The 15155-nt window shown below is 28.8% G+C and carries 8 protein-coding genes; 2 read left to right on the top strand and 6 right to left on the bottom strand.

The genetic code is table 11. The features are described 5' to 3' along the window. Positions 1 to 3 precede the first annotated feature (3 nt). The 5 genes from J7M87_RS14415 to J7M87_RS14395 all read right to left on the bottom strand — a co-directional run bounded on the left by J7M87_RS14415 (position 4) and on the right by J7M87_RS14395 (position 12358). Positions 4 to 2052, bottom strand: a complete 2049-nt coding sequence (locus J7M87_RS14415) for a triple tyrosine motif-containing protein (protein WP_291651870.1) — start codon at positions 2050 to 2052, stop codon at positions 4 to 6. 128 nt (positions 2053 to 2180) lie between these two features. Continuing rightward, entirely contained in the window at positions 2181 to 2624 is a 444-nt protein-coding gene (locus tag J7M87_RS14410) for a YaiI/YqxD family protein (RefSeq protein WP_097033001.1), read from the bottom strand. Next, complete coding sequence (locus J7M87_RS14405; protein ID WP_291651867.1) at positions 2624 to 3976, bottom strand: glucose-6-phosphate isomerase; 1353 nt, start codon at positions 3974 to 3976, stop codon at positions 2624 to 2626. The genes J7M87_RS14410 and J7M87_RS14405 overlap by 1 nt, the downstream gene beginning before the upstream one ends. 873 nt (positions 3977 to 4849) lie before the next feature. After that, positions 4850 to 10960 (bottom strand): NPCBM/NEW2 domain-containing protein, encoded by a 6111-nt coding sequence (locus tag J7M87_RS14400; protein WP_291651866.1) that lies wholly within the window; start codon positions 10958 to 10960, stop codon positions 4850 to 4852. 579 nt (positions 10961 to 11539) lie between these two features. Further along, positions 11540 to 12358 (bottom strand): N-acetylmuramoyl-L-alanine amidase, encoded by an 819-nt coding sequence (locus J7M87_RS14395; protein WP_291651865.1) that lies wholly within the window; start codon positions 12356 to 12358, stop codon positions 11540 to 11542. A 187-nt stretch (positions 12359 to 12545) separates the two neighbouring features. Between J7M87_RS14395 and J7M87_RS14390 the strand changes: the two genes are divergently transcribed. Both J7M87_RS14390 and J7M87_RS14385 read left to right on the top strand, forming a co-directional pair. Further along, a complete protein-coding gene (locus J7M87_RS14390; protein ID WP_291651864.1) occupies positions 12546 to 12725 on the top strand; it encodes a hypothetical protein in 180 nt (59 codons plus the stop codon). A gap of 214 nt (positions 12726 to 12939) precedes the next feature. Next, entirely contained in the window at positions 12940 to 13362 is a 423-nt protein-coding gene (locus J7M87_RS14385) for a GNAT family N-acetyltransferase (RefSeq protein ID WP_291651863.1), read from the top strand. A 198-nt stretch (positions 13363 to 13560) separates the two neighbouring features. Here J7M87_RS14385 and gltS read toward each other — a convergent pair whose 3' ends face one another. After that, positions 13561 to 14757 (bottom strand): sodium/glutamate symporter, encoded by a 1197-nt coding sequence (gltS, locus tag J7M87_RS14380; RefSeq protein WP_291651862.1) that lies wholly within the window; start codon positions 14755 to 14757, stop codon positions 13561 to 13563. Between the last annotated feature and the right edge of the window lie 398 nt (positions 14758 to 15155).

The following is a 15155-nucleotide window of genomic DNA, read 5'->3' as shown; positions in this document are numbered from 1 at the left end:
TCCTTAAGGCTCTACTTCAAATTCTAAACTTATATAGTCTTCATAATTCACCTTTTTGTAATAACTTTTGCTAAGAACTAATATCCTATAACTTCCGCTAGAAAATGGTACGAAAGTATAATAATTTTTTCTACTATAAGCTTGCACTCTTACCCAATTTCCTTTTTCCATAATATAAAATTCATAACAAACTTCTTTTCCACCTTCACTAGTTACTTCAAAGGTTACTTCATTATTAATAGCTATATTTTTATTTTTAATTTTAACTTTTGTATTACTAACAGGGGTAGCTTCATGAACATAAAGTGATACTTCTTTCTTAATATCATAATCTTCATTGCATAAAGTATTCTTTGCGTAAATCTCAAATGTATATTTTCCTGAACATTTAGGTCTAACTCTAAGCCTTTTACTTTCAATAAATCCAGTATCCTCAACCTCATGTCCATTAATTTTAGTTACATATCTTAATAATATATTCTTAGTATTTTGAACTATAGTTTCTAATTCTATCATATCTCCAACTAAATAAATTTCCTTTTGAGAAAGTAAAACGTAATCTATTTCAGCTTCTTGATAGTCCTTAACCTTAAAATAAACAAAATCATGTACATCATATTCCCTAGATGAATATTTGTCTAAAACTCTAACTTCAACTTCATATTCTCCACTTTCTTCTGGAGTAAAATTAACCCAGTTAGTTATTCCATAATTACTTCTCTCTTTTTCTTTCCCATCCTTATAAACTATAAATGAATATTTAAGTGATGTTCCACCCTCCGCTTTAACTTTTATATTAATTGGTTCATCCTTTATGCATCCCCTAGTTTTACTTGAAAAAATATCTAAAATATTTACTGGCTTTTCACCTTTTTTATCTATTTTGAAGTTTAATTCCTTTATATCTTCATATTCTCCATCAAAAGATATATCTTTAGCCTTAAGGATTATTTTATATTCTCCATCTAATTTAGCTTCCCAGTTAAAACTTCTAGACCTTATATATCCTGTATCCTCTGCTGCTGGACCTTCAACTATATATCTATATAAAATTTCCTTTCCACCTATTACAGATGACTTAAACGTTATATTAGTTCCAGCTACTTGAGGAGAATTTAAATCAGATGAAAAATTCCTTATTTTTATTTCGTCATAAGGCTTTATAGAATACATCATACATGCTCTATCATCATATTGCTTATTAGAAAAAATATCTCTTACATAACATAAAAGCTTGAAATCACCTTTTTGTTTTTCAGAAAATGATACTATATTCTTGGTAGAATAATCTTGAATACATGTTATTCTTCCATTAGTATCTACTCTTAAAAACTTATATAGGATTGTCCTACTTTTATCACAATTTACACCAACCTTAAATATTAACTCTTCATTTATTAATAAATTTTCTGTTAAACATTCAAAAGTATTAACTTCTATAAGAGGTTGCTCTTTAACTTTAAATATTACAGTAGTAAAATCATCTACATTTTCTTTAGAAGATGGTCTTTTACATTCAATAAGTAACTCTTCATCACCTGATTTTGTTGTAGTATAGGTTAACTTATTTTCTGTACTGTAATCTTTTAGAGGCTCCCAACCTTGCTTTCCTTTTATCCAAAACCTATATAACAATATCTCTTCTTCTGATGAAAGCACTTCTAAATTTATTTTTTCCCCTGTAATCAATGACGTTTTATCAATTATTACATCTTTTATTAACTTATTATTTTTCTTATTAGATTCTAAGATTTCCTTTTCTTCTATACCTTTTATTTGATAATTTATCTTTGTATTTTTTAATTCCTTAGAATCCTTCTCTTTGTATTGAACCATTATCATATAATCTCCAGATTTTCTAGGCCTCCACTCACATTCCTTTTTATTTGAAAAATCTTGAATTGGCTTCCAAGTTAAATTTCTTTCACCAGGCGCCCCTTCTAAAAACTTATATTCAACTGAGTTATCCTCTTCTGAAATCACTTTTATATTTATTTTTTCATCTATAACTGATGGACTTTCCTTATCAAAGGTTATTAATAATTCGCTCATATTTTTCACACCCTATTTTTTCTCAATTTTCCCTAATATTATTATACAGTTTATATAAGAAAATATAAAACGAATTTTGTCATCAATAAATAAAAATAAGGACAAACCGTATTTTGTTTTTCTACAGTTTATCCCCTAAAATTACATTCTATTGTCTTTATTAAACTTTTTTCTAATCTTAAATCATCTTCTGAAGTTCTTTTTTTAGGATTTGATGTCCTTCCACCAGCTCTTCTAATTTTTTGAGATATATGTCTCTCTTCTAGCATTCTATCTATGTTTTCTTCTGTATATAGATATCCCTTTGGATTTAATATATGAGCTTTTTTCCCTAAACAAATTGCTGCAACTCCATAATCTTGACTAATTACTACATCATTTGACTTACATATATTTACGACATACATATCTACACTTTGAAATCCACTATCTACAACTTTGACTTCACCATAATCTAAAGTTATGTAATGATGGATATCACAAAATACTATTAGTTCTAACCCATATTTTTTTGCTATTTTTTGAATAATGGAGATACCTGGACAGGCATCTCCATCTACTATAATTCTCATTATTTTAATTTAGCTTCTAATTCAGCCTTTAATTCTTCATATCCAGGCTTTCCAAGTAAAGCAAACATATTTTTCTTGTAAGCTTCAACTCCTGGTTGGTCAAATGGATTAACTCCTAAGATATATCCACTTATTGCACAAGCCTTTTCAAAGAAGTAAACCATATATCCAAAGTAATATGGGCTAAGCTCTGGAATATTTACTACCATGTTAGGAACTCCACCATCATTATGTGCTAATAAAGTTCCGTTAAATGCTTGCTTATTAACAAAATCTATAGTTTCTCCAGCTAAGAAGTTTAATCCATCTAGATCGCCTTCTGCCTTTTCTATTTTAACTTCTCTCTTAGCTTTTTCTACATTTAGAACAGTTTCAAACATTATTCTCTTACCTTCTTGAATGAATTGTCCCATTGAATGTAAATCTGTTGAGAAATCAACTGCAGCAGGGAATATTCCTTTTTGGTCTTTTCCTTCTGATTCGCCAAATAATTGTTTCCACCATTCATTGAAGTAGTGTAAACCTGGTTCGTAGTTAACTAATATTTCTACATCTTTACCTTTGTTATATAAAGCATTTCTCATTGCTGCATACTTGTAGCAATCATTATTTTTAAGATCTGGAGTAGCATATGCTTCTCTTGCATCAGCAGCTCCTTGCATCATTTCATCTATACTAATTCCAGCAACAGCTATTGGTAATAAACCAACTGCAGTTAAAACTGAGAATCTTCCTCCAACATCATCTGGAATAACAAATGTTTCATATCCCATTTCATCAGCTAATGATTTTAATGCTCCTCTGCTCTTATCAGTAGTTGCAAAAATCCTTTCCTTAGCTCCATCAATTCCATATTTCTTTTCCATATAATCTTTAAATACTCTAAATGCTATTGCAGGCTCTGTTGTAGTACCTGATTTTGAAATAACATTTACGCTTATATCCATGCCTTCTATAGCATCTAAAAGATCTGCTAAATATGTTGAACTTATATTGTTACCAACAAAGAATACCTTTGGTGTATTTCTCTTATCATTACCTAATACATTATAGAAGTTGCTGTTTAACATTTCTATAGCTGCTCTAGGTCCTAGGTATGAACCACCAATCCCTATAACTATTAAAGCTTCAGAATTCTTTTTAATTCTTTCAGCAGCATTTTTTATTCTTGAGAATTCTTCTTTATCATAGTTAACAGGTAAATCTAACCATCCTAAAAAGTCATTTCCTGCTCCTGTTTTATTATGAAGAGTTTCATGAGCTCCCTTTACCATTACTTCCATATGATCTAATTCTTGCAAACTTGCATATGGTTCTACCTTAGATAAATCTAATCTTAAACCTTTATTCATAGCTATACCTCCGAATTTTTCATTGTGTATTTTTCCTTTTATTTCTTTTATATTATATCACATTTATAAATCTATGATTTATTTTTTTCCTATCATTGAACTTTTTCTTAAATATATAAGTTGTAATAAATATTCTATACTTAACTAAATTGTCTTTGAAATTTATAGTATTAAGTAAAGTTACCACTTCAGCAACTTATATAAAAAATTAAATAATATATATTCTTTCAATTTTATTCTTTACTTAGATAGGACTATTAACTTTTAATTTTATAATATCATAATTATGTAGATTATTAATTGAAACATATATGTCTATAAAAAACTCTATTATTATTATTAATTCTTAATAATCTTTTATACTAGAGATTTTCTGTTTATTTATAATTTTGAAAAAACATAATATAATGATGTAAATAATCTTTTCTAATTTACTTTTCTTCCATTTACTTTCAATTCTTTTATAGGCACATGAGGTTTTTCTTCTTTGATTTTACTTATCCTGTATTTATAATATCTGTTTTAGTATTTATATCTTTTATCTGTGCTACTTTCTCTTTATAATATTCATAATTCCCATCATAAGAAACAAGAAATCAATTCGATAATTCGACTACCCTGCTTGCTATATTATTTCTGAAATATCTATCATGACATGCAAATAAAAGTGTACCATTAAAATTCTTTGAAAATTCTTCTCTTGAATCAATATCTAAATGATTTTTTAGCTCATCTAAAATTATTAAATTTAATGTATATAACCTTTATAATTTAAAAGAGTAGATAAATTTTTCTCAAATTCATCTACTCTTTTTTAAACTTCTAAATCTTAAAGGATTTTTACCTCAATCCTTTAATTATTTCATTCCTTCATTATCTTTTCCTTTTTGATAATACTACCCCGACAATTAAAATTATTGTTCCAAATAAACCTATTGCTACTGGTGAAGTTCCTCCTGTACTTGGTAAGTTATTTGAATTATTCCCTTTTCCATTACCATCACTTCCAGCATCACCGTTATCAGTAGCGCCATTGCCAGTGCTTCCATTATTATTATTATTATTATTATTATTATTATTATTATTATTGTTTCCGTTGTTGTTATTTTCTTCTGCTAATTCTAAATTACCTAAAGCTAATTCTAAACCTTTTGATGCTTCATCTACTTCTTGCTGAGTAGCTTCTTTATTATCTAAAACTTTCTTAGCATCTTTTAATTGTTTATTAAGTGCATTAACACTTTTCTTAGTGTACTTAGATGTGTCTATTGCTTCAGCTTTGTTTATTAATTCTTCAAGCTTTGATTTGTCTGGTGCTAATCTTAAGTCTAAATAAGCTTTGATTAATTTATTGTAAGCATCTTTTACTTCTGCTTCCATTGCATTTTCATCTGCTATCACTTTATTAGCTTTTTTAAGTTCAGCCTGAAGATTAGCCCAAGTTGATGGTATATATTTACTTTCATCTAAAGAATTTATTATTGTAACTAATTTTTCAAGTTGTTCTTTATCACCTTTCTTGAATTCTAGCATATGAATTACATTAACCAATCTCTTTGAAGCTTCGTCTACTTGAACTTCTGTAGCACTTCCATCTGCTAAAACAGCTTTAGCATTTTCTAATGCTTCTTCAAATTCTTTAACTACTTCTGGAACAACACCTTCAAGAGCGCCTTTTGATTTTACATCCTCAGCATACTCTATAACTTTTTCTAATAATGTCTTATCAACATCTACTGGTAATTTATCCATGGCCTTTACAAATTTAGCATCTGCCCAGTTAGCATGATCATTCCAGTTCTGAGCACCTGCATCTGCAACTAAAGTAATTTTATTTACATTAGTTATATCAAGGTCGATTTCTACTGCTGATGAATTTCTTAACATCTCTTCACTTACCCAGACTGGTTCAGTACTTTCATCAAAGTAAACCTTAAATATTACTGAACTTGGAGCTGCTTCATTCTCATATTGAAAATAATCTATTCCTACAAAACTCTTAAATCTTGTATAACCTTTACCTTCAATATTATAAATTAACTTTGATGTTGCATGAGCTCCTAACCCCTTTTCATAAGATATGGCATTCCCATTTTCATCTGGTAATCTAATTACTCCACCGCTACTACTTTTATCAAGTTCTAAATTTCCATAGCCAACTTCAACAAAATCTGCTTTTAAGTCTGATAAATAATGATATCCATTTGCATCTATGGCTATAGTATATGTCTTAACTGTCTTATTAGGTGACGTTACCTTAACTAGTACATTATTTAACCCTTCATACAACTTAATTGTTCCAGTTGCTGAAGATACACCTTCAAACCTTTCTTTACCTGCTATAATCTCCACCTTTGCATCACTATGTTGTGCTGTTGCTGTAAGTGTAAACTCTTCTTTATTTGTCTTAGCAGTATAATTTAAATTTTCTGGATTAAACTTAGGTGAAAATACTATATCTTCTGAAGTAATATCTAGTAAATCAGCATTTTCTTCTGATTCAACAATAATATTTAAAGTATAATTAGTAGTTGTAACTAAATCTTCTGCCTTTACTGAAATTACAACAGTATTTAATCCTGATTTAAGGTTATCTGCTACTCTACTACCACCCTCTGTTCTTACTCCATTAACTGTAATGCTTGTGTTTGCATCTTTATCAGTAACTGCTGATGCATCTATTGATAAATCCTTAGCCTCCTTAGAACCAATACCTATCCTATATTCTGTCTTATCTTTATCAAATCCTCCTATTAACTTATCATTTATATTAATACCTGTTAAATAAGAATCATTATATCCTGAACGGAATACATGAACCCTATGTCTTTTAACAAAACCATCCTCAGCTGTAACATCAATATTGAAGATGTTTAATCCACTATATAAATCAATATTTTCTGTAGTATATTTATTTCCTTCTAATGTTCCACCTATTGGATTCATATAGAATGAACGATATACCTTAACATCCTTAACACCATTATCTATATCAAAGCTTAATTTCTCTATATTCCTATCATCTGATAAAGAAACAAAATAACTATCTACATTTTCTTTAATTACTTCAGCTTTTTTATCAGCTATAGAAGGGTTTGAAATACCTGCTTTATTACTTAAATATGATACAAAATTAATTGAATAAGTTTCTTTTACTACATCTCCATCTAATCTTAATATCTTAACTGTTTTATCTTCTGGTAATGTATAGGCTCCATTATTTTCAACTAAAGGTCTATCCTCTGAATCTACAACCTTAACTGTTCCTAAAGCTTCATTAACAAGACCATAAGACAAATTAAACTTATTTATTTCTTGTGGAATATCATAGCTATATTCATAATTATCTTTATTAAATTCTTTTATTTCATTTCCATTAATACTTAAAGATTTTAATAAATAGCTTTCTTCTGAATTTGTATTAACTTCAGTTACTAAAGTAACAACTTCCTTATTTGGCTTTCCATATTTATCTGTAACATAAATTTTACACTCTAAAGTACCTGTTGCCTTTGACTTAAAACTAGGAGTAGATGTATATTCAGTAACAGTGTTACCATTCTTTATATATGTCCATGCATATAAAGATGACTTCTTATCATGTTTTTCAGCATCAACATAGTCATAAGTTACATCTACTGTATCTCCAATAACTGGACTTTCAGTAATAGTTTCATTTTTTATAGTTGGTGCATTATTAAGCATTCCTTCAAATATAGCAACCCCATTTTCAACTTCTAAGTCTTCTGTAGTCACTTCTGAAGCTACTCCAACCTTTAAATTTGAAAATGTTGCTACCATTGGAACTACCTCTTTAGTCCATGCTGCAAAAGCAATTTTATAATCATCCCCAAGCCCAACATTTTCTCCAACCGTATGTTGCTGTGACCATTTACTATTGCCATCAACATCCTTATAGCGCACTTTGATTATTCCATTTAATTTTTCAATTTCAAAAGTAGCCTTTCTACTAGTTAATTTTTGACCAAATGTTGATTCTACATCCTTTGCAGCAATTTCATTATCTAATGCAATATTACTTTGATGACCTTTTGTTCCTAACCTAACATAGTTGTCCTTATCTTTATATAGCAATAGTCCTGCAGAATTATAGTTGTCCCCATTTTTAGGTAATCCATCTATTGTGACTTGTACTCTTATATCATCCTTTGAAATATTCTCTGGGATATCATAAGTTATAATATTTTTAGCACTATTGTTACCACCATAAAGGTCTCCCATTTCTCCAGTGATTACAACTTGATCTTCTTCTCCATTACCATCCCACTTTGATGAATTTTCATTCTCTATATTAAATCCATCTTTAAGAGCTGCATTGTTTTCACCCTTTATACCAAAACTATCTGGAAGTGATACTACAATAATCTTAGTATCATTTGCTCCTGCTACTGAAGCTTTAACTTTATATAGACCATCTTTATATCCAGTTATATTTCCATCATCATCTATTGAAGCTCCATTAGTATTAAGACCAGTTATAGCATCTTCTACTAACCATTTTACTTTTTCTTCTCCTTTATAATCTGTAGTTAACTTAATACTTGCACCTCTACTATTTATAAGTTCATCACCACTAATTGTAATGGAGTCAATCTTTGATCCACCTACTACATTTATTTCTATTGGCTCTGATTTTACTAACGAACCTTTCCAATTATAATAAGCAATAATTTCTGCAATCCCTTCTTTTAATGCTACTGCATTACCATCTTCATCTATTTTAACTATTTCTGGATTTAATGATGCTAATTGAACTTTTTCATCTACAGTTGTAATATTAGGTGTGCCATTTACAGAAAGCTCATCACCTTTGATATTAAGTTCACTGCTATCTGTTCCTTTAAGTTTAACATTCATATTTATACCAAAATCATAAGTATTATTTTCTATATTAATATCTTTACAATTTTCAAATATAAATGCATCTATATCTAGAATTGTTTCATCTGCTACAGCCTGTACCTTTGTTGATTCTCCAACAGCTAAATTATTATTGTAAGCAGATAATTCTAACCCCATACTTACACTATCACGAACTACTTTATTATTAGTGAAATTCATCCCCTTAACACCTTTTGCTGTTATTAAATTAAATGCAGCCATATTAAAGGTATTTCCATCGATTGTGATATTTTGATGTACAGGATCTCCTTTTACCGCTGGCAGAGTATATCCTGGAGCTGCAACAGCCTGATTTACTATAACTGGATCAACGAATATAGGGCTTACTGTTCCCCATTCAGTTTGACCAGTTGGTCTTACGTTAAATGTGTTATTTCTAATTGTCATATTTCTAATAGGGCCAGATTCATACCAATAATCAGCATCGTTTGAAAGATATATGCTAGCCATAGCAAGACTTTCAAAAACATTATCTTCAATTATAACTTCATTTCTAGTTGTACATAATATACCTCTTGTTGGTATAGAACGCATAACATTTCCTTTTATATGAACATCTGGAGCATAAGTTACATTTTCAGCAACATATAGTGGTTCTTCATCTACATTTGCATCAGGATTTGTTCCTCTTTTTATTTTTACTTTTAGTGAATTTAATACATCTTCATCAAAAGGCTCATCAAAAGTTACAACAGACTCCCTCATGCTTAGCTTTTCTCCATTATAATCTTCACCTGGATTAATCACACTTTTTACAGTAAAGGTAGCCCCTTCATTTGCACCAGTTGGAACTTCTAAATTTAGTCTACTATAAAACATTACTTCATCCCCAGGGAAGTATGCAGGGAATCCACCTTGTTGTGAATGTATATATTTTAATTTTATAGTCTTATTATCTATCACCTCTTCAACACGAAGATATGTCCCATGTACATTTATAGGATCATCATGTGCCATAGAGAAATTACAATCTATTACATTAAAATATCCACTAGCACCAGCTACATGAAGTTGGTCTGCATTACTTGTAGTATATTTTCCTGTTCCTTCTCTAGGTAAGAAGTCTATTCCATTAAATTCAGTATTTTCACTCATTTGAGTTAACCAACCAAATCCACTTAAATAATGAACATCTATGTCTTTAACTAATGTATCTTTACTTTCCCAAATAAATGCTCCAGCTGTTCTTCTTCTAGCTGAGTTACTAAGTAAAGCTACATTTCCTACCTCTTGATCAGTAGGTCTTCTATCTTTATATTTAAATCTTAGAATATTTTCTCCTTGTTCAACAATGCTTTCTAATCCTACAAAAGGATCTGCATCAATATATTCTTTCCCCTCATACACTACTTTAGTTTGATGTCTTCTTACAGTTTCATCATACCCTTTATATATAACTAGGTACCCACCAAGAGTATCTTTATCTGACCAATAAGGTTTCCCTGTATATGGACTATTTTCACTTAACCATGTTATATGCTGTTTATCTTCTGAAATTTCATAATTATAATTTGCTGGAACATAAATATCAGTGTAAGGTTTTCCATCTTCTTCACCTTGGCCAACAAATGTAACATCCATTGTATCAGGAACTTCATAATCTAATACAAAGTTTTGTAAAACAACATTTTCTGAACGAACAACAGCAATTGCCATAATATCACCATGCATATTAAAAAGAGATCCATTCCCTTCAATTGTAAGATCTTTTTGATCCTCAATTAGCATACCAATCCATTTTGTAGGATTATCTAAACTACTAGTATTGGAAGTATGGTATTGACGCTTAGATGCATAATCCTTATAAAAACCATATTCTCCGCTTGGAAAACTTAAAGTAACATGTCCCTTAACTTCCTTTGCGGCTTCTAAAGCTTTCTGAATTGCAATAGTACTATCAGTTTTACCACTTGGGTCTGCCCCAAAGTCAGTAACATCTATTATTGTAGTAGTTTTCTCTGTAGTTCTAGCAAATACCCTAACCATAGATATATTTATGCAAAAGTTAATTACAATACAAAAAACTGTAATATATGCTATTAGTCTATTATTCTTTTTCATAAATTCTCTTCCCCCTAAGATTTAATAATTTAATAATTTAATATAATTACTTATCCCCCCTTTATCTGATATAGCTGTAATCTTCCCAGTAGATTTATCATCTCTAATATTAAATATTCTCGCTCAGCACCTTATGTAAACTTTTACTTATATTGTAATATCTTACCAAAAGCTAATCTATAGGAAATTATTAGCTAATATATCGAATTTCTTAACCATAACATTCTTAATATTTTATTATAAAAATTTCCTTAACTAAATCTTTATATTAGTTAAGAAAATTTTAAATTTAAAATTACGAGATTTTTTTACTGTATAACTTTTTTTACTTTACATAAAAAATACATGTTTCAATTAATAATCTGCATAATTAAAACTAGTTGTATATTAAATAGTAGTACACTTATTTAAGCAAAATATCAAAATTGTTAGTATATATTATTTTCTGTTATTATTTCAATACTATGCATAAATAGATTTATATTAAATACTCATTATAATTAAAAGCCCTCTTTTAATACAAATAAATTTAAAAGAGTAGATAAATTTAAATCAAATTCATCTACTCTTTCATTTCTACTAGGCTAGTGCTAAATCCTTCAAATACACCCAGCTTGTTATTTCTTTTAATAATGCTTTATTATCTGTTATTTGACTAACTGTATAAGTTCCTTGCTTAACCCAATCTGGAATTGTTTCTCCTGTTGCATAGTTAGTACCAGTAACTCTTACTTTAGATCCAACTACTATAGTTGAAACTGGATATACCTTAACTCCATTGCTGTTGAATACACTATACCCAGGATTTGCATCTGCACAATCTTTTGCATTTTGTAAGTTACTAAATGCTCCTATTTGTGATGCAGCATCTTCCCATGTTTTTCTAACCCTATATAATTCAGTTGTTGGTGGGTTTAAAGTATCTAGTTCAGCTTGAATCATATTCAAGAATCTTTGCCATCCCATATCTAAAGTTCTATGAGGGCAATACTTCCCACTGAAATCTTGATGTTTTCTAATTTGTGCTATGCCCCATCCATATTGTTTTAATAGTGCTGCAACTTCTTTTGCTGCTCTTTTTTCAGCATTTATAAATTTAGTACCACCTGATTTTGAATAACAAATTTCAACAGATATATAATTTCTATTTCCATCCCCTGTTGATCCATCTCCTGCATGCCAAGCATTGCGATTAAATGGTATTCCTTGAATAGCTTCCACATCATCTATTCCAATATGGAAAGATACACTATTAGTATTTGATTGCATATAAGATATTTCATTTGATGCACTTGCATCATTTGCAGTGTTATGAATGCATATCCCCTTTGGTGTCATAGAATATGGACACTTTATACTGTATTTGTCTGATGATATAAGTCTTTGTACTAAAGCCATTTTAAATCCTCTCCTTTTTAATTTTAATTTTTTATTTTGAAGCCAGCTTCTTACATCTATTACATATGCACTTTTTTAAAAATTTTAAAGATTTTTAAAAATTTCTTCAAATTATTTTTAAATATTATTTAACTAGCTGGAGATAATAAATAATGCTTTATACTCTATTATTAAAGGTTGTGATTTTATGGAAAAAATAAGAAAAATTAAAGATTTAGCTAATGTACAAACTAACTCTTGCACAAGTCATGCCAAACCTTCCAAAGAACCTAATGATGGATATTTTATTGAAAAAGATCCTAATGACAGCTTTAGTGCTGAAGGAACAGTAAGATATGGTGAAGAGCAAGATGTAGATGACTTATAAGGCTTACTACTATATTACATCTTTCAAAGGGGCTCGAGTTACGTGAGCCCCTTTATAAAAATAAGAGATTAACTTTTTTAAGGCAATAAAGCTTACTTGAAATTTAATAAACTTTATATTAAATAAATTTCTGAGACTGCACCTTTATCTTTCTTAAATGTGTATTTGTTTTATGCTATAATATAAACTAATTTTATAAATTTAGGGGGTACTTATGAGTATAAGAGTTCAATATAATTGTTCAAATATTAATTGGAATGATGTGATAGAAATATTAAAAACTGTTGGAATGTCTTATTCAGATTCTAAAATTCAAAGAATATCCTTTGAAAATAGTCATACAGTTATATTTGTTTTTGATGATGATAAACTAGTCGGATTTGGACGAGCTATTTCTGATGGTATTAGGCAAGCTGCAATTTATGATGTAGCAATAAATCCTGAATATCAAGGTAAAGGATTAGGAAGATTAATTTTAAATAGTATTAAAGAAAAACTTCCTGAATGCAATTTTATTTTATATGCTGCTCCTGGAAAAGAGCCCTTTTATGAAAAAGTAGGCTTTGGAAAACTAAAAACTGGTATGGGGCTATTTGCTGATATGCAAAAAATGAAAGATAAAGGTTTTATAAAATAACATATGCTCTGACTTTTGCTATTTTACTTAAATAGCATCTTAAATCTTTAATAAACTACTAGTTTAAATTTTTTAAATTTTTAATTAAATAGTTTACATAAAAGTTACCTAAAAATTTTCTATAATATTAAATAAAATAGACATCTCATAATTTTAAGATATTGAGATGTCTATTACTTTAATATGCTAATTTATTTATTAACCAAATATATTTATAAATAATGTTATTGTGGCAGAATTTATAAAATCAATAAATAGTCCACCTACAATTGGAACTACCAAATAAGGAGTCTGGCTAAATCCATACTTATTTGTAAGTGCATCCATATTTGCTATTGCATTTGCTGTTGATCCCATACCAAATCCACATGCCGCTGATGAAAAAACTGCAGCTTCATAATTTCTCCCCATAATTCTAAATACAATTACAAATGCAAAAATCCCCATAAGAATAGTTTGTGAAACAAGCATAACAATCATAGGAAGTGCTAAGTCAAATAATTCCCATAGCTTTAACCCCATCAATGCTAATGAAAGATAGAAAGAAAGGCTAATTCCACCTATAGTTTCTATTTCCTTATCTTCAATTTCAAATCCCTTGAAATCACTTATATTTTTAATAATAGCAGCTGAAATCATTGCTCCTATATATGATGGAAATGTTAGACCTAAACTTTGTATATAATTAGTTATTATAGACCCAATTCCCATTGCAATAAAAATCCATGAAGCTGCTTTCATAATCCTATTATAACTTAGAATAGCAGATTCATCATGATGAAAATCACTTAAAGGAATATCCTTATCATGGCATTCCTTTGGAGTCTTAATATTATTTCTTTCTATTAAAGATTTTGCAAGGAATCCCCCTAAAATACTTCCCATTATTAACCCAAAAGTTGCTGATGCAAAAGAAACTGTAGTAGCTCCTTTTACCCCAATTTCCTCTAATAGTGGTCCAAAAGATCCCGCTGTACCATGTCCTCCTACTAATGGAATTGATGCTGTTGCTAATCCTAATAGTGGATTTAAATTAAATACTTTTGCTAATCCTACTCCTATTAAATCTTGAAAAACCACCAATAATATTGATAAAGCTAAGAAAATTGCTACTTTTACTCCACCATTTTTTAATACTTTAACACTAGCTGTATATCCTATACTAGTAAAAAATGCAGTCATAAAAACATTTTGAAGTGTAATATCTAATGTTATTGTTGCTATTTGTGTTATCTTTAATATTAACATTACTAATGCAAAAGTGATTCCACCAACTACAGCAGATGGTATACAATACTTTTCCAATACTTTTATTTTTTTTCTTAAATATACTCCAAAGTAAAATACAGCAGTTGCTAAAGCCATTGTTTGAAAAATATCTAGTTTAAATTCCATGTATTCACTTCTCTCCTCTTTAGTTTATATTTATAATATGTAAAACTATCTTATTTTTTATTAAAATATGCTTTTAAAATTTAAAATTACTATAAAATATTTATTTTGTCAACTCATTATATTTTCCAAATTCACTTGTTAACATTTACTTTATAAATACCATATTTAAATGTCTAGGATAGTATATCTAAAAATAAACTAAGATTGATCTGACTTCTCAAAATATCATTTATCTAATGGTAAAATTTTAAATATTTCCATAAGTAAAATCTAAATAATATTTTTTGATTTATATCTTTTTAACACCTACCTTTTATTAATAATAGGATATTTTGTAACAATGGAAGGATTATCAACATATTATAGACTATGTGCATTATAGAGATATAATGTTCAAA

Origin of the sequence: Clostridium sp. (genome assembly GCF_017888565.1) — a bacterium.
Lineage (GTDB): Bacteria > Bacillota > Clostridia > Clostridiales > Clostridiaceae > Clostridium.
The sequence above is the reverse complement of the archived record's forward strand: the minus strand, read 5'-3'. Positions and strand labels throughout refer to the sequence as shown.

Excerpts from the sequence above, each read along its gene's own strand:
- J7M87_RS14415 (WP_291651870.1), bottom strand. The coding sequence starts at position 2,052 with ATGAGCGAATTATTAATAACCTTTGATAAGGAAAGTCCATCAGTTATA.
- J7M87_RS14410 (WP_097033001.1), bottom strand. The coding sequence starts at position 2,624 with ATGAGAATTATAGTAGATGGAGATGCCTGTCCAGGTATCTCCATTATT.
- J7M87_RS14405 (WP_291651867.1), bottom strand. The coding sequence starts at position 3,976 with ATGAATAAAGGTTTAAGATTAGATTTATCTAAGGTAGAACCATATGCA.
- J7M87_RS14400 (WP_291651866.1), bottom strand. The coding sequence starts at position 10,960 with ATGAAAAAGAATAATAGACTAATAGCATATATTACAGTTTTTTGTATT.
- J7M87_RS14395 (WP_291651865.1), bottom strand. The coding sequence starts at position 12,358 with ATGGCTTTAGTACAAAGACTTATATCATCAGACAAATACAGTATAAAG.
- J7M87_RS14390 (WP_291651864.1), top strand. The coding sequence starts at position 12,546 with ATGGAAAAAATAAGAAAAATTAAAGATTTAGCTAATGTACAAACTAAC.
- J7M87_RS14385 (WP_291651863.1), top strand. The coding sequence starts at position 12,940 with ATGAGTATAAGAGTTCAATATAATTGTTCAAATATTAATTGGAATGAT.
- gltS (WP_291651862.1), bottom strand. The coding sequence starts at position 14,757 with ATGGAATTTAAACTAGATATTTTTCAAACAATGGCTTTAGCAACTGCT.